The organism is Veillonella sp. CHU594, from assembly GCF_003992265.1.
GTDB lineage: Bacteria > Bacillota > Negativicutes > Veillonellales > Veillonellaceae > F0422.
In genome coordinates this window covers 101,322-117,254 of record NZ_RQVB01000005.1, presented here as the reverse complement: position 1 = coordinate 117,254, position 15,933 = coordinate 101,322, and the positions used below count along the sequence as shown (strand labels likewise).

Below are 15,933 nucleotides of genomic sequence, written 5' to 3'. Positions count from 1 at the left end.
AATTGAAAGGATGTGTGTCTATGAAAATTAGTCAAGAGGAAATTAAGAATATTGCCTTATTATCCCGATTAGAAATTAAAGATTTAGAGGCTGCTGAAAAAGCCCTCAGTAATATCCTTACCTATGTGGAGGAATTAGAAGAATTAGATTTAACAGATGTAGAGCCAATGGCTCATGCGGTGCCATTACAAAATGTGTATCGTCCAGATGAGATGAAACCATCATTGCCACGTGAAGCGGCATTACAAAATGCACCTGAAGAAGAGAATGGGTATTTCAGAGTACCTCGTGTTGTACAGAACTAGGAGAAGATACATGACTCTTTTTGAATTACATCAAAAATTAGTAAATAAAGAAATTTCTGCCCTAGAGCTTACAAAAGCTGTATTGGCACATAAAGATAATGTAGAGCCAACAGTACATGCGTACTTGTCTGACTCTCATGAAGCGGCGTTAGCACAAGCAGAGGCTGTAGATGCAAAAATCGCCAAGGGAGAAACTATTTCGCCATTAGCAGGGATTCCTGGGGCGATTAAAGATAATATTTGTACAAAAGGTGTGGCCACTACATGTGGATCCCATATGTTGGAAAACTTTGTGCCTCCGTACAATGCAACGGTTATCGAAAAATTACAAGCTCAAGATGCTGTTATTTTGGGTAAATTAAACATGGACGAGTTTGCTATGGGTAGTTCCACAGAGAATTCTGCTTTAGGCAAAACGACAAACCCATGGAATCCAGATTATGTTCCAGGCGGATCTTCCGGTGGTAGTGCAGCGGCGGTTGCCAGTGGTAGCGCAATCTGGGCATTAGGCTCCGATACAGGTGGATCCATTCGTCAACCAGCATCCTACTGTGGCGTGGTTGGTTTGAAACCAACCTATGGCAATGTATCTCGCTATGGATTAATTGCTTATGCATCTTCGTTGGACCAAATTGGCCCTGTGACAAGAGATGTACGTGATGCAGCCATCGTGTTGAATGCTATTACAGGCCATGATTTCCATGATTCTACATCCATCCCAGGAGATCGTGTCGATTATACAAAAGCTCTTGTGAAAGATGTAAAAGGCTTGCGCATCGGTGTGCCTAAAGAATATTTTGGTGAAGGTTTACATCCAGAAGTGCGTGCAGCTCTGGAAAAAGCTATTGAAACGTATCGCAATATGGGGGCCACTATTGTAGATATTTCCTTGCCAACTACAAAATATGCCTTGTCTGCGTACTATATCATCGCTTTAGCAGAAGCTAGTTCTAACCTAGCTCGTTATGATGGAGTTAGCTACGGCCTTCGCGTGCCAGCAGATAATTTAGTGGAAATGTCCACTAAAACTCGTACGGCAGGCTTTGGTGAAGAAGTACAACGCCGTATCTTGTTAGGTACCTATGTATTGAGTTCTGGTTATTATGATGCATACTATTTAAAAGCTCTAAAAGCTCGTCGTTTGATTAAAAATGAGTTTGATGCAGCATTCCAAGAATGTGATGTATTATTAACACCAACCGCTCCGAATACAGCTTTTAAATTTGGTGAAAAAATCAACGATCCATTGACTATGTATTTAGAGGATGTATGTACAGTGCCAGTTAACTTGGCAGGTATCCCAGGTATCAGTATTCCTGCTGGATTTGGTTCTAATGGTATGCCAATCGGTATGCAATTATTGGCGCCTGCTATGGGTGAAAGTACATTGTTGCAAGCAGCCTATAGTTTTGAACAAGAATGTCCTGAATTTACAAAATTGCCAACTATGGGAGAATTGAAACTATGAAATATGAAACAGTCGTAGGCCTTGAAGTTCATACTGAACTGAAAACAAATTCAAAAATTTTCTGCTCCTGTACAACGGCCTTCGGGGGCGACCATAATACACATGTATGTCCAACTTGCTTAGGTTTACCAGGAACAATGCCTGTATTTAACCAAAAAGTGTTGGAATATGCTATCAAAGTCGGTTTAGCATTAAACTGTGAAATCGTACTATTCAATAAATTTGACCGCAAAAACTATTATTACCCAGATTTGCCTAAAAACTGGCAAACTTCTCAATTTGACTTGCCTATTTGCGTAAACGGTCATCTTGATGTAGAGGTGAATGGTGAAACTCGTCGCATTCGTATCAACCGTATCCATATGGAAGAAGATGCTGGTAAATTAGTGCATAGTGGTGCTACTATTTCTAGCTCTGATAGCTCCAATGTAGACTACAATCGTACAGGTGTACCATTGTTAGAAATCGTATCAGAACCTGATCTTCGTTCTGGTGAAGAAGCGCGCCAATATGTGGATAAAATTCGTGCTATTGTACAATATTTAGGCGTATCTGACGGACGTATGGAAGAAGGTAGTTTGCGTTGTGATGCGAACATTTCTATTCGACCAGTAGGGGAAACTAAATTAGGCACAAAAACTGAAATCAAGAATATGAACTCTTTAACAGGTATCCAAAAAGGCATTGAATACGAAGCACTTCGTCAAGCAGAAGCATTGGAAGATGGAGAAACGATTGTTCAAGAAACTCGTACTTGGGACGATAGTAAAGGTATCACTCTTTCCATGCGTAAGAAAGAGAAGGAAAATGACTACCGTTTCTTCCCAGAACCAGATTTGGTACCTATTGTGGTAGACCCTAACTATGTAGAAGAAATTCGTCAATCCTTACCAGAATTGCCAGAAGCGAAACAACAACGCTTCATGGAATCCTATGGATTGTCTAGTGAAGATGCGCGTACATTGACGAGCCAACGCGGTACAGCGGACTATTTCGATGCGGTCGTAGAGGCTGGAGCAGATGCAAAAACGGCATCTAACTGGATCATCGGTGATTTGGCAAAACTTGTGAACGATGCTGGTATTTCTTATGCGGATAGCAAAGTACAACCAAAACAATTGGCTGATATGATTAGCCTAATTGAAAAAGGCACGATTTCTGGTAAAATTGCAAAACAAGTGATTGTCAAAATGTTTGAAACTGGTAAAAATCCAGACAAAATTGTAGAAGAAGAAGGCTTAGTTCAAATTACCGATACAGGAGCTATTGAAGAAATTGTAAAACAAGTCATTGCAGATAATCCAAAATCTGTGGAAGATTTCAAATCTGGTAAAGGTAAAGCTATCGGATTCTTGGTGGGCCAAGTGATGCGTGCCTCTAAAGGTAAAGCCAATCCTGGCGTAGTGAATGAATTGTTGGAAAAACATTTACAAGCTCTATAGGAGTGACTATGAGTCAAGAACAAAAGTATGATGAAGGAACGCGCGTTCTTTCAGAAGAAGAATTACGTGATTTTGACGGAACAACTATTGATGAAGAGGGGCGAGCATACGATGCTCCTCATCATCAATCTTCTCAACAGGAACAAGACCAATTTCAAACCATTCCTAATATGAAGATATTTTTGTGGAATGCTCTTAGTTGGAAGTGGAAACTAGGCATAGCAGTAGGCGTCGTGATGCTTATTATAGTGTTATTTGCACTAGCTAAATTTATCATTGCTGGTGCCTTTGTGATTATTTTAGCTTGGCTAGTAATGCGCTTGTTGGGAAAGTTATTTTTTTAAATGTAAATACAGAGGTTGTATTACTATGGAACAAACATTTTCATGGAAGCGGTTTGCATGGCTAGGGATAGGAACGTTTTTGTTCTATCTGTTTATGGCATGGGCGCTGCCTGTGACGGATACAGTGGAATCAAACTACGCTTTGTCTGCCGTGACCATGATGAAACATGGAGAGTTTTTGTCTCCTATGATTTATGACATGTATTGGTATGATAAACCAATTATGGCATATTGGGGGCTTATACTGTCCTACTCTTTGTTTGGTATCTCTGATTTAGCTGCTCGATTGCCATCCATTGTCGTTTCTACTTGTACAGTATTAGCGATGTATCGGATGGCTTTCAGTATATATCAAGTAGAACGGATTGCTATGTGGAGTGCCATTGCCCTAGGAACGGCGTTAGAATTTTGGTACATTGGTCATGCTGTCGTGACGGATGGATATTTATTTCTCTTTTCTATGGGTATTTTTTACTATTTATATCGTGGTATCACTGGTGAAAGTCATCGCCATATGGTCTATGCGTATATGTTTGCTGGGTTAGCGGTGCTTACCAAAGGCCCTGTAGGGATCGTGCTACCAGGGATTATTTTAATTCTATATGTGGCCTTGAATCGTCGTATGGATTGGTTCAAATATGTCTTTTCTTGGAAAGGTATTCTTGCTTTTATCCTAGTTGTAGCACCGTGGTATGGATATATGTACTATGTTCATGGTGATGCTTTTATCCAAGGATTTTTAGGGCTACATAATGTGACGAGAGCGACGGTACCAGAGCATCCCGAACATAATTGGTGGTATTTATATTTTGCCTTGTTGCCAGTATGCATGATGCCATGGACTAGCTTTGTAGTTCGTGGTATCAATGAACAGAAACACGCCTATATTTGGTATTGGTCGATTTTTTGGTTTGTAGGAACCGTTCTGTTCTACACGTGTATGGCCACTAAATATGTTACCTATACATTTATTATGCTGATTCCTTTGGCATTATGGGCAGGCATGGGCATTCATGCTGGTATAGAAGGATACAAAGAACGTAAGATGACATGGAGGGTGTTTACCCTATATGCACTGGGTGGATTTCCATTTTTACTAGGATTAGTCATAGTGGGATTGAGTGTGTCTTTGTCACATAGTGCGTATCTTTGGATTAGTTTGGCAGTGACTGTGTTGACGTTTATTTATGCCGCTAGTAAACGAACAGGGTCTGTCTTAGTGTACAGTATGGCAACGAGTGCGATCATTTTTTATTTAGCATTAGTTCCTAACTTAGTGCCAGTTATGGAAGACCAATCTGGAAAAGTATTAGCCAATGAAGTGATGACATTGGAAGGCACTACGCCATTAGAGGTGTATCAATATGGTAATTATCGTACGTCTTTATCCTATTATTTGGGACGAACTACTTCCTTTATACATTACAAAGAACATGAAAGTGTTTGGGAAAATGTGAAAAATATCATGCCTATGGTGAAACCTACTGACTTGGCAAAAGATACAGAGAAACTATCACGTGCTTTGATTTATGTGCCAAATAAATACGCAACGTATTTTAAAGAAACAAATTTATATGACCAGGTTCAACCTGTAGAAAGAAATTCTCTAGGAGTCTTTTACAAAGCGAAATAATGGTAATTATAGTATTGGGGATGCTCCTAGGGAGTATCCCCAATAAGTTTCTGTTACTATAGGACAGGCGGCATGAGACCTACATTCAAGGAATATTGTATGACTCGATAATAAATGAAGGAGGACAGAGAAAGCGATTCTAAAAGGCTTATGTTTATATACAAAAAATAGATATGAAACAGGCACCAACGCAATAGCTGGCGCCTGTTTTGTGCTTGTAGTAGTTTATTTCGCCTCAGGATCTAAGGACAATGGTTGTGTACCTAACATTGTAGTTAAGTTATTGACATTAAAGCGATAGGCTTTATTGGAGAAATCTCGTGTTACATCGTAGTTACCAGATGGAGCATGTATGATGCCTACGAGCATATCATACAATAAGTCATTGGTGAAATATTGTTGCTCATGATTGCGTAGGGTAATTGCTGTTTCTGGATACGCATTACGATATGTAGGAGATAAGTAAACCCACATTGGTATCCGTGTCATTCCAAAATTGAAGATATCTGGATTGTGAGATGTTTTAATATTTTCTCCATGGTCAGAGAAGTATACCATGGCTTGTAAGTTTAAGTTATCCTTAGCATAGGTGTAAATTTCTTGTAACAGCCAATCAGTGTAGAGTTGGCTATTTGCATAGGCTTCAATACCTTCAGGGTTTGGACCTTGTTTCCATTTGCTGAACTCGTGAGGATATCTATCGTTGTAGTAGATATGACTACCCATAATATGGATGACAATAAAATTATTTTGGTTCTTTGGTACGTCTTTTAACAGTGGTAACAAAGCGCCATCATATTGATCGGAGAAAGCATAGGATTCGTGAGCCCATCGAGGGGTATCACTAGCCTTAGCAATGAGGGAGATAGCCGTATCATATTCGCCATACACACCTTGGTTAGACAGCCAAGAGGTGTGATACCCAGCTTTTTTCGCCACATCGATAATGGTAGTAGCATCAAAGAATGGTTTGTCGTCATATTGATTGCGCTCTGTTAGGGCTCTTTCCAAGGTTGGTACAGTCTGCACATAGGAAGAGTAAGCGTGTTTAAAAACATTAAAGTTTGGATTTTGATACAGGGAACCTTGCCATGGTGTATCATCGTAAGGGAAGTCAGGAGTATACATTTTCATGTAATCTCTAGAAGAAGATTCTCCAATGACTAAGATGACAGTACCTGGAGTTTTTTGTGCCGCTGTTTCCGTAGTGCTTAAGTGTAAATTGTTAAATACACTCACATGCTTATCATTATAAGATTGCAACTCTTTCATATAGGCTCGAACTTCTAGCCAATTGCTGACAATATCTGTACGAGGGAAAAGATAATATCCACCATACACGATGAGAGCGATGGATAGAATCCACTTTATATCATTTTGATACCGCTGAAAGAAAGAGGAATAGAACACAGTAGGCTCATCGTTCGTTTGAGCTTTCATATTGGCAAAGTATAAAAGACCAAGTATGATAGCGATGCCAACAACAGCACCACCAATACCACCAACACCGATGATGTTTTTCACAAAGCCTAAGGCTTCCTCGGGGTTGGTTTGGTACAATGCCATCATAGTGGCAGGAGTAATACAATGCCAAGTGGATAGATAGTACCCGATTTGACCAACTGGGATAAGGAGAAATGCTACGTCAAGGATGCTGTATAGAGCAGACCAAATACGTTTTGCCTTTCCCCATTGTAGTAGCCAATAGTGGGTGACACTAAGACCACAGAATAAGACTAGACCAAATAAAAAATCATTGGCGAATTCGTAGAAGTAAAAAGGCTTTTCATAAGACCAGTGAAATAAGAGCGGGAATGTTAATGCCCAACTGATACCTACGATGCCATGACCAATGATATATCCCTTTGTAAAGGAACTACGAATGATCGATTGTAAGACTGTTAAGCCTACAATAGTAGGAACGAATAAGGTAAGGATATCTTCTATGTCAAACCCTAAAGTAATTGGTTCGTAGATGTAAAATAGTGCCACTGCGATGATAGTGGACACGATGGTATACAGTCCCAACTGTTTCCATCTTTGACGATGCATAGTGTCGCCTCTCTTTCTGGGTGTAGCAATTTTCGCCCATTTCATTTATAATACTTATTAGATACATACGTTGGTATGTCTATGTATTATTCTAACTGTTTCTAATAGGAAATGCAATTTTTTCATACAAGGTGTGGTGAAAGCCATACCTTTATTTTTGGTAGAAAGGAGTTTTCATGAATACCTACGATTTTAAACTGGATATTTTTGAAGGCCCTTTGGATCTTTTGTTGCATTTGATTGAAAAGAATCAGATTGATATATACGATATTCCCATTGTGCATATCACCTCACAATATATGGATATACTCAAAACTTGGAATCAATTTGATATTGCCTATAGTAGTGAGTTTTTAGTGATGGCAGCTACGTTGTTGCAGATTAAGTCACGCCTTTTATTGCCTAAGATAAATCATAAGGATGAAAGTGATACAGAAGATCCACGAGACGAATTGGTGAATCGATTGGTGGAGTTTAAACGCATCAAAGAATTGACGGGTCTTCTTGAAGAACGTGTATCCGATGGGGCCTATGTATTTAATAGACCGGAAGAGCTTAGCCAAGTGGGATTAGATCTTGTTTGTACTGTAGAGTGGGATGCATTAGTGGCATGCTTTCAGAAAGTGCAGGAACGATATGATCGACCTGAGATAGAAGCTCCCAAAGTTATGATGGAACGTGAAGAATATACATTGGAACAAGGGATTGAAGATGTATTATTAGCGACGAGGAATCAACAAGTGCCTTGTGTAAATTTATTTGCTTCGGTACAGACGAAGGAAGAAAGTGTGGTTACATTTTTGGCGTTATTAGAGTTAATGAAACGTCAACTATTGCGAATTATAGTGGGCAATCACGATATATATAACGTGATTGTAGAAGGTATAGAAGAAGGAGATGCGCTGTGAATAGCATTGAATTTCAGCAGTTAGAGGCTGTATTATTTGCAGCAGCTACCCCTTTAACGATAGATACATTAGCAGATATTTTTGAAGTCTATGCACCAGAAGTTGAAAAAGCTATCAAAGGTTACGAAGAAAGGTTAGTACAGGAACGGCGAGGAATTAGGATTCGTAAAAGTGCATCGGGCATAGAACTAGTGAGCGCCCAAGAATGCAGTGAATTTGTTACTAAAATTCGCCATAGAGATGAAAAACTATCTGGAGCGGCTATGGAAACGTTGGCTGTAATTGCTTTCAAACAGCCTATCACAAAAGGTGAAGTAGAAGAATTTCGTGGTGTGAACTGTGAAAAAGTATTAAAACAATTATTGGCCCGTGACATGATTGTAGAGTTAGGACGAAAGGAAACTATCGGACGTCCTGTGATTTACGGAACATCGGATAACTTTTTAAGGACTGTAGGTGCCAATTCTATTGAAGAATTGCAACAGTCTATGCCTCTTTCAGCGGGGTTATCCATAGATATAGAAGGAGATTAATATGGAACTAGAACGTTTGCAAAAATATATTGCCCGTTGTGGTGTGGCATCACGACGAAAAGCAGAAGAATTGATTACTTCTGGCAAAGTACTTGTGAATGGTAAATATGTAAAAGAACTGGGTGCAAAGGTAAATCCTACACGGGACCGCGTTAAAGTGGATGGACAACTATTGGAGCCAGAGGCATTGGAATATTATATTTTTAACAAGCCAAAAGGGGTGATTACATCCATTACAGATCCTGAAGGACGCAAAACTGTTATGGATTATATTAACTCTGTAAAAGTTCGTATTTATCCTGTAGGCCGATTAGACTACCATACAGAAGGATTATTACTATTGACGAATGATGGAACTATGGCGCAAAATTTAGCCCATCCATCAAAAGGTGTGACGAAAACCTACGAAGTAAAAGTAAAAGATCGTGTGCTTGATGAACATTTAGAACAGTTAGCAGTAGGTATCAAACTAGAAGATGGTATGACGGCGCCTTGCGAAATTACAGACTACGGATTTAATGGAAAAACAGGTCTTACCACTGTAGAAATTACCATCCATGAAGGGCGTAATCGTCAAGTACGCCGTATGTTTGAACACTTTGGGTACTCTATTCATAATTTGAAACGCATCAATTATGCGGGATTGAATTTGAAAGGGTTGAAACGTGGGGCTTTTCGTAAATTAACTCGTGAAGAAGTGAAACAATTACAAGCGATAAAATAAGGATACATATGAAAAAAATTATTGTCATCGGTGGTGGCGCTGCAGGTCTTATGTCTGGCGTCCGAGCTGCACAATTAGGTGCCTCTGTGCGTATCATTGAAAAAATGAAGATGGTGGGCCTTAAAATGGGGATTACAGGAAAAGGGCGTTGTAATGTGACCAATGCAGCTCCTATAGAAGATTTTATTAAGCAAACGCCTGGAAATGGTAAATTTCTATATAGTGCGTACCAACAATGGACAAATGAAGATATGATTCATTTGCTCAATAGTTGGGGTGTCCCTACTAAGGTTGAGCGCGGTGGCCGTGTGTTTCCAGAGTCTGATAAAGCAACGGATGTGCGCAATGCTTTTATAGACACGTATCGTAAATTAGGTGGACAACTTCATTTAGAAGAAAGTGTTAAGGATTTAATCGTACGAGATGGCGCTATTACAGGTGTGATTACAGATAAAGGAACCTATGAGTGCGATGCAGCTATCATCGCAACAGGTGGGATGTCCTATCCATTGACTGGCTCCACTGGAGATGGCTATGAATTAGCCTCTTCTGTGGGACATTCTATCGTGGAATTGAGACCATCTTTAATTCCTTTAGAAACAAAAGAACATTGGGTGAAAGATTTAATGGGGCTGAGCCTTAAAAATGTAGAAGTCTCTATTATTGCGAAAAATAAAGTGCAGACAAAACAATTTGGAGAAATGCTATTTGCCCATTTTGGGGTCACAGGACCGATTATTTTATCAGCTTCTCATACAGTGACCAAATTATTGAAGAAAAAGGTAGATCCCATTACTATTGAAATTAATCTAAAACCAGCATTAACTAAAGAGGTTTTAGATAAGCGGGTACAACGTGATTTCAGTGAGTCTCAAAATAAGCAATTAGTGAACGTATTGAAAGGTTTATTGCCATCCAAGTTAATTCCAGTTATATGTCAATTAGCAGAATTAGAAGGAACCAAGGCGATTCACGATATTACCAAAGAGGAGCGCTTGCGACTGGTAGATACGATTCAACATATGCGACTCACCGTACATAAACCTCGCCCTATAGCAGAGGCTATTGTGACAGCTGGTGGCATTTCTGTAAAAGAAGTAGATCCCAAAACGATGCAGTCTAAATTGGTGCATGGCTTATATATGGCAGGAGAAGTCTTGGATGTGGATGCATTCACAGGGGGATATAATCTGCAAGTTGCGTTTTCTACAGCCTACGTAGCTGCTACTCATGCAGCAGAAGGAGGAGTCTAATATGAATCGACGAATTTCCGTAGCCATTGATGGTCCTGCTGGTGCAGGTAAAAGTAGTATTTCTAAAGTAGTAGCCAAGAAATTAGGGTATTTATATATTGATACAGGAGCTATGTATCGTGGCATTACCTGGGCACTACTGAATGCGGGTATATCTATTGATGATGTAGATGCAGTAGAAGCTGCTTTGTCTAAGATTCAATTAGAACTACGTGTAGAAGAAACGGGTTTATCTGTATGGGTAAATGGAACAGATGTATCCCAAGATATCCGTACGCAATATGTGACAAGTCACGTGTCTCAAGTGGCTGCACAAAAAGCAGTGCGCACTAAGTTGGTAGAAATGCAACGTCACATGGCATCAGCGGGCGGTGTGATTCTTGATGGTAGGGATATTGGTTCCGTTGTGTTACCTAATGCGGAATTAAAAGTCTATCTAACAGCATCTGTGGAGACTCGTGGGCATCGACGTTGGTTGGAGTTGAAAGATTCCGAGAATATCTCTTTGGAAGAAGTATGTCGTACTGTAGCAGAGCGAGATGCCATGGATATGAATCGAAAGGAATCTCCTCTTGTATGCGTAGATGATGCAGTGGTTGTAGAAACGGATCATCTTAGTATAGAAGAAACTGTTCAAACTCTTGTTGACTTAATTCGTAAAGCGGAACTAGGAGGGCATCATGGATAAATTTTCTGAATGCTTATGGAGATCTGCGTTTACCATCGTTTATGGATGGTGGTATGGCACAAAGGTATATGGGAAAGAAAATGTACCTAAAGAAGGGCCGGTCATCATTTCTCCAAACCATAAGAGTAATAATGACCCTCCTTTATGTGGCTTTGCATTACCACGTCATGTGAACTTCATGGCAAAAGAAGAGCTATTTAGAAATCCAATTTCTAAATTAGTTTGTACTTGGCTAGGAGCCTTTCCGGTGCGACGAGGTGGAGTCGATAAATTAGCTATTCGTCATGCTATGAATTTATTGAAGGATAATTTAATGCTTGGTATTTTTCCAGAAGGGACACGACAAAAGGGTGATTCTTTAGGGCGCTTTCACGATGGCGTAGCTTCGATGGCGTTGCGTACAGGGGTGCCAGTAGTACCGATAGCCATTGTAGGAAGCGATAAAATGATTCGTGGAGAAGTAGCTGTTATTATTGGAAAACCGATTGTAGTAGCAAAAGCAAAAGCAACTGTAGAGGCTATTGCAGACGTGAATGATGTGGTAAAAACAGCTATCCAAACTATGATTGATGAATATAAAGCAGGTAAGTATAAATAGGGGAATGCTATGTTTACAATACGATTAGCAGAAAATTGTGGGTTTTGCTACGGCGTAAAGCGTGCTGTTACTATGGCAGAAAAAGCAGCAGACTCACAAGATTTGAGTTATACATTGGGACCAATTATTCATAACCCTCAAGTAGTAGGTCGGTTAGAAGATAATGGTGTCTATGCCATTAATGAATTGAGTGATGTAGAAGAAGGTACTATTATCATTCGCTCCCATGGGGTTGGTCCAGAAGTATATGAAGAGGCAGAAACAAGAGGTTTACCAGTTATAGATGCCACCTGTCCTCATGTGCAAAAAGCACAAAGAGATGCGAAGTCAGTTGTTGATGAAGGGCTTACGCTCATTATCTTGGGTGAAAAGAAACATCCAGAAGTAAAGAGTATTAATCTATGGGCAGGTAATAAAGGTATTATAGTAGAAACAGAAGAGGATGCTAGAAATATTCAATTCGTGGAAAAAATTGGAGTTGTAGTACAAACTACCTTTTCACAATTTAAGTTTCAAAGTATAATAAAAATATTAGAACAAAAATCTAATGATCAAAAGATCTTCAAGACAATTTGTCAGGCTACTGAGGAACGTCAAAATTCTGCTGTAGCTTTGGCGAAAGAAGTGGATCTTATGATCGTGGTAGGTGGGAAGAACTCCGGCAACACGACTAGATTAGCAGAAGTATGTCGTGATGTAGGGTGTACTACATACCACATCGAAACTGCTACTGAAATACAAATGACGTGGTTGAAAGACGTCACAACAGTAGGAGTCACGGCTGGTGCATCGACACCAGACTGGATAATTAAGGAGGTCATTCAGACGATGGAAAATTTTGCAGAATTATTTGCAGCATCAGAAGCGCAAGCAGAAGAATTTAAGAAAGGTAATGTGATTGAAGGGGAAGTTGTACAAATCGATGACGAACGTGCATATGTATCCTTTGGCTACAAAACAGAAGCACAACTAGAGAGAAAAGAAATGGCATACCCTACACCAGCTTCTGCTAAAGATGTATTAAAGGAAGGCGATAAAATCAAAGCTGTTATCCTTAACCACATCAAAGAAGATAGCCCAATTTATCTTTCTATCACTCGTTTGGCTAAAGATGAAGATTGGCAATATGTTATTGAAGCACAAGAAAAAGATGAACCAATCATCTGTAAAGGTGTGGATGCAATTCCTGCAGGTTTAGTCGTAACTGTTAAGTCTTTACGTGGTTTTATTCCACTTTCCCAAGGTGACATTCACTTCGTGAAATCCCTTGATAACTTAGTAGGTACAGAATTCGAAGCTAAAGTACTTGAAGTTGAAGAAAAGAAAAACCGTTTAGTTCTTTCTCGTCGTGAAGTACTTGAAGTGGAACGCCAAGCTAAATTAAAAGAAGCGTTAGCAAATGTAGAAGTTGGCGGTACTTACAAAGGTACTGTTCGTAAAATCATGCCTTATGGCGCATTTGTTGATATCGGAGGAATCGAAGGTTTACTTCACATTTCCGACATTTCTTGGCAAAAAATTAAACGCGTTGAAGACGTGTTAGCGGTAGGTCAAGAAATCGATGTTAAATTACAATCCTTTGATGAAGAAAACAGCAAAATCTCTTTATCTTTAAAAGCATTATCCAAAAGCCCATGGGACGTTGCAGAAGAAACTATCCATGTAGGTGATGTAGTAACTGGTAAAGTAGTTCGCACAGTACAATACGGTGCATTTGTTGCTATCAACGATGATATCCAAGGTTTACTTCACATCTCTCAAGTGACTAAACAACGTAATGCAAAAGTAGAAGACTACTTGAGCCGCGGTCAAGAAGTAGAAGTAGAAGTAATTTCTTTCAACAAAGATGAAAAGAAATTAGGTTTAAAATTAACTGAGTTAATGGAACCAGTAGCAACTGAAGAAGAAGCTGAATAATTTCTAGATAATAGAAGAACAGTAGGTCCAATGGACTTACTGTTCTTTTTTTGCTTTCGTTTATGTGATACAATATAAGTTGATAAACTATGTGTTCTTACTCTTCCTTTGAGGAAGTTGAAATATGAGGTGAAAGCATGTCAAAACCATTAGTTGCGGTCGTAGGAAGACCGAATGTAGGAAAGTCTACATTATTTAATGCCATTGTTAATAAACGAATTTCGATCGTAGAAGATATTCCAGGTGTTACACGTGATAGAATTTATTTTGATGCAGAATGGCTACAACGTGAATTTACTATGATTGACACTGGTGGGATTGAGTTTATTACTGCAGAAAGTCATGAAATTCCTAAAATGATGCGTTTTCAGGCACAACTAGCGATTGAAGAAGCTGATGTGATTCTCTTTGTTGTAGATGGTAAGCAAGGGATTACCATTGCTGATGAAGAAGTGGCCAACTTGTTGCGTGCTAGTGGTAAGCCTGTGATTTTAGTAGTTAACAAAATCGATAGTGTAAATCAAGAGGCTAATATTTATGAGTTCTATAATTTAGGTATTGGTGACCCAATTGGTATTTCTGCTAAAAATTTGATGAATTTAGGTGATTTACTTGATGATGTAGTGAAACATTTTCCTCCACAAAGTGCTGGTGAGGAAGATGAAGATACAATCCATGTAGCCTTGATTGGGCGTCCTAATGTGGGTAAATCATCTCTAACAAATGCCTTATTAGGTCAAGAACGTGTTATTGTTAGTGATGTGGCTGGTACAACACGTGATTCTATCGACACCCATTGGAGTCATGATGGACAGGATTTTGTATTAATCGATACAGCAGGTATGCGACGTAAATCTCGTATTGATGCACCTGTAGAAAGATATAGTATTGTTCGTTCTCTCCGTGCTATTGATCGCTCTGATATTGTTGTTTTAGTATTAGATGCTACAGATGGAGTGACTGAACAAGATAAAAAAATTGTTGGCTATGCTCATGAATCTGGAAAAGGTTTAGTCATCGTTGTCAATAAATGGGATCTGATTGAAAAAGACGATAAAACTACATTGCGATTCACAGAAGATATATATGATGAAATGGGATTTTTGCGTTATGCTCCGATCTTGTTTGCTTCAGCTTTAACGAAACAACGTGTTCATCGCTTAGCAGAATTAATTAAATATGTATCTGAGCAACAACATATGCGTATTTCTACAAGTGTGTTGAATCAATTGTTATCGGATGCACAAACAGTTAATCCAGTGCCATCTCGTGGTGGACGTATTCCTAAAATTTATTATATGACACAGGCTAGTGTAAAACCGCCAACATTTATATTATTTGTGAATGAACCTGAATTGATTCATTTTTCCTATATGCGTTTCTTAGAAAATCGACTTCGAGAATCCTTTGGATTTGAGGGAACTCCAATTCGCTTAGTACTTCGTGGTAAGAAGGGATCTGATGAAGAATGATAACGGTGGAAATTGTTGTATTAGTTTTACTTGCATACGTAATAGGTTCTATTCCTACAGGTTTAATTATTGGAAAGCTATGTTTTCATACAGATGTACGTCAATATGGTAGTAAAAATATTGGTGCTACCAATACGTATCGTGTACTAGGGATGAAAGCTGCTTTGCCTGTTTTCCTAGGGGATGCTGGAAAGGGTGCCATAGGAGTTCTCTTATTTTCGCCGAATCCAGAATGGATGATTGTAGGTGGCTTATGTGCTATGATTGGTCATAATTGGTCTATTTTTCTTGGCTTTTCTGGCGGTAGAGGGGTTGCGACAGGATTGGGGGTACTCATTGCATTATCTCCTATAGCGGCTATAATTTGCTTTGCTGTATGGGGCATTATTGTCAAGTTTACTTCCTATGTGTCCTTAGGATCTATCGTAGCAGCTACTCTTGTGCCTATTGTGATGTATTGTTTATCTGAACCTTTACCATACATCATCTTTGGCGCTATAGCGGCATTATTTGTCGTATTCCGTCATAGAGAAAATATTGTACGTCTTTTGCAAGGAAAAGAATTAGCTGTTAAACGTATTACAAAGGATAAGTAA

15 protein-coding genes are annotated in these 15,933 nt (G+C 39.2%); 14 read left to right on the top strand and 1 reads right to left on the bottom strand.

The genetic code is table 11. The annotated features are described in order from the left end of the window. Positions 1–20 precede the first annotated feature (20 nt). The 5 genes from gatC to EO111_RS04575 are packed head-to-tail and all read left to right on the top strand — an operon-like array spanning position 21 to position 5,192. Entirely contained in the window at positions 21–305 is a 285-nt protein-coding gene (gene gatC / locus EO111_RS04595; RefSeq protein WP_126938694.1) for an Asp-tRNA(Asn)/Glu-tRNA(Gln) amidotransferase subunit GatC, read from the top strand. 10 nt (positions 306–315) lie between these two features. Then, the gene (gene gatA / locus EO111_RS04590) at positions 316–1,773 is read left to right on the top strand and encodes an Asp-tRNA(Asn)/Glu-tRNA(Gln) amidotransferase subunit GatA (RefSeq protein WP_126940770.1); all 1,458 of its coding nucleotides are present in this window, start codon (positions 316–318) and stop codon (positions 1,771–1,773) included. Beyond that, the gene (gatB, locus tag EO111_RS04585; protein ID WP_126940769.1) at positions 1,770–3,215 is read left to right on the top strand and encodes an Asp-tRNA(Asn)/Glu-tRNA(Gln) amidotransferase subunit GatB; all 1,446 of its coding nucleotides are present in this window, start codon (positions 1,770–1,772) and stop codon (positions 3,213–3,215) included. Before gatA ends, gatB begins: the two co-directional genes overlap by 4 nt. Before the next feature lie 8 nt (positions 3,216–3,223). After that, positions 3,224–3,559: a hypothetical protein gene (locus EO111_RS04580; RefSeq protein ID WP_126940768.1), complete on the top strand. Its 336-nt coding sequence runs from the start codon at positions 3,224–3,226 to the stop codon at positions 3,557–3,559. A gap of 25 nt (positions 3,560–3,584) precedes the next feature. Beyond that, positions 3,585–5,192: a glycosyltransferase family 39 protein gene (locus EO111_RS04575; protein WP_126940767.1), complete on the top strand. Its 1,608-nt coding sequence runs from the start codon at positions 3,585–3,587 to the stop codon at positions 5,190–5,192. A 225-nt stretch (positions 5,193–5,417) separates the two neighbouring features. On the opposite strand, the gene EO111_RS04570 is transcribed toward EO111_RS04575, so the two are convergent. After that, positions 5,418–7,244: a phosphoethanolamine transferase gene (locus EO111_RS04570; protein ID WP_127010857.1), complete on the bottom strand. Its 1,827-nt coding sequence runs from the start codon at positions 7,242–7,244 to the stop codon at positions 5,418–5,420. Positions 7,245–7,420: 176 nt separating this feature from the next. Here EO111_RS04570 and EO111_RS04565 point away from each other — a divergent pair, with 176 nt between their 5' ends. The 9 genes from EO111_RS04565 (at position 7,421) to plsY (ending at position 15,933) form a co-directional block, all read left to right on the top strand. Continuing rightward, the gene (locus EO111_RS04565) at positions 7,421–8,152 is read left to right on the top strand and encodes a ScpA family protein (protein WP_126940763.1); all 732 of its coding nucleotides are present in this window, start codon (positions 7,421–7,423) and stop codon (positions 8,150–8,152) included. Then, positions 8,149–8,685 carry an SMC-Scp complex subunit ScpB gene (gene scpB, locus EO111_RS04560; protein WP_009353824.1) on the top strand — a complete coding sequence of 179 codons (537 nt, stop codon included), beginning with the start codon at positions 8,149–8,151 and terminating at the stop codon, positions 8,683–8,685. The genes EO111_RS04565 and scpB overlap by 4 nt, the downstream gene beginning before the upstream one ends. A gap of 1 nt (position 8,686) precedes the next feature. Continuing rightward, on the top strand, positions 8,687–9,409 hold the full coding sequence (locus EO111_RS04555) for a pseudouridine synthase (RefSeq protein WP_062402389.1): 723 nt from the start codon (positions 8,687–8,689) through the stop codon (positions 9,407–9,409). 8 nt (positions 9,410–9,417) lie between these two features. Next, positions 9,418–10,662, top strand: coding sequence for an NAD(P)/FAD-dependent oxidoreductase (locus EO111_RS04550; RefSeq protein ID WP_126940762.1), 1,245 nt, complete (start codon positions 9,418–9,420; stop codon positions 10,660–10,662). A gap of 1 nt (position 10,663) precedes the next feature. After that, positions 10,664–11,350 carry a (d)CMP kinase gene (gene cmk, locus EO111_RS04545; RefSeq protein ID WP_009353847.1) on the top strand — a complete coding sequence of 229 codons (687 nt, stop codon included), beginning with the start codon at positions 10,664–10,666 and terminating at the stop codon, positions 11,348–11,350. Then, positions 11,343–11,948 (top strand): 1-acyl-sn-glycerol-3-phosphate acyltransferase, encoded by a 606-nt coding sequence (locus tag EO111_RS04540; protein WP_126940761.1) that lies wholly within the window; start codon positions 11,343–11,345, stop codon positions 11,946–11,948. Before cmk ends, EO111_RS04540 begins: the two co-directional genes overlap by 8 nt. 9 nt (positions 11,949–11,957) lie before the next feature. Then, positions 11,958–13,865 (top strand): bifunctional 4-hydroxy-3-methylbut-2-enyl diphosphate reductase/30S ribosomal protein S1, encoded by a 1,908-nt coding sequence (locus tag EO111_RS04535; protein ID WP_009353850.1) that lies wholly within the window; start codon positions 11,958–11,960, stop codon positions 13,863–13,865. A gap of 137 nt (positions 13,866–14,002) precedes the next feature. Continuing rightward, positions 14,003–15,337 carry a ribosome biogenesis GTPase Der gene (gene der, locus EO111_RS04530; RefSeq protein WP_127010856.1) on the top strand — a complete coding sequence of 445 codons (1,335 nt, stop codon included), beginning with the start codon at positions 14,003–14,005 and terminating at the stop codon, positions 15,335–15,337. Further along, positions 15,334–15,933, top strand: coding sequence for a glycerol-3-phosphate 1-O-acyltransferase PlsY (plsY, locus tag EO111_RS04525; protein WP_370106658.1), 600 nt, complete (start codon positions 15,334–15,336; stop codon positions 15,931–15,933). The genes der and plsY overlap by 4 nt, the downstream gene beginning before the upstream one ends.

What these genes read in the sequence shown, in the direction of transcription:
- gatC (WP_126938694.1), top strand. Translation starts at nt 21, where the DNA reads ATGAAAATTAGTCAAGAGGAAATTAAGAATATTGCCTTATTATCCCGA.
- gatA (WP_126940770.1), top strand. Translation starts at nt 316, where the DNA reads ATGACTCTTTTTGAATTACATCAAAAATTAGTAAATAAAGAAATTTCT.
- gatB (WP_126940769.1), top strand. Translation starts at nt 1,770, where the DNA reads ATGAAATATGAAACAGTCGTAGGCCTTGAAGTTCATACTGAACTGAAA.
- EO111_RS04580 (WP_126940768.1), top strand. Translation starts at nt 3,224, where the DNA reads ATGAGTCAAGAACAAAAGTATGATGAAGGAACGCGCGTTCTTTCAGAA.
- EO111_RS04575 (WP_126940767.1), top strand. Translation starts at nt 3,585, where the DNA reads ATGGAACAAACATTTTCATGGAAGCGGTTTGCATGGCTAGGGATAGGA.
- EO111_RS04570 (WP_127010857.1), bottom strand. Translation starts at nt 7,244, where the DNA reads ATGCATCGTCAAAGATGGAAACAGTTGGGACTGTATACCATCGTGTCC.
- EO111_RS04565 (WP_126940763.1), top strand. Translation starts at nt 7,421, where the DNA reads ATGAATACCTACGATTTTAAACTGGATATTTTTGAAGGCCCTTTGGAT.
- EO111_RS04555 (WP_062402389.1), top strand. Translation starts at nt 8,687, where the DNA reads ATGGAACTAGAACGTTTGCAAAAATATATTGCCCGTTGTGGTGTGGCA.
- EO111_RS04550 (WP_126940762.1), top strand. Translation starts at nt 9,418, where the DNA reads ATGAAAAAAATTATTGTCATCGGTGGTGGCGCTGCAGGTCTTATGTCT.
- cmk (WP_009353847.1), top strand. Translation starts at nt 10,664, where the DNA reads ATGAATCGACGAATTTCCGTAGCCATTGATGGTCCTGCTGGTGCAGGT.
- EO111_RS04540 (WP_126940761.1), top strand. Translation starts at nt 11,343, where the DNA reads ATGGATAAATTTTCTGAATGCTTATGGAGATCTGCGTTTACCATCGTT.
- EO111_RS04535 (WP_009353850.1), top strand. Translation starts at nt 11,958, where the DNA reads ATGTTTACAATACGATTAGCAGAAAATTGTGGGTTTTGCTACGGCGTA.
- der (WP_127010856.1), top strand. Translation starts at nt 14,003, where the DNA reads ATGTCAAAACCATTAGTTGCGGTCGTAGGAAGACCGAATGTAGGAAAG.
- plsY (WP_370106658.1), top strand. Translation starts at nt 15,334, where the DNA reads ATGATAACGGTGGAAATTGTTGTATTAGTTTTACTTGCATACGTAATA.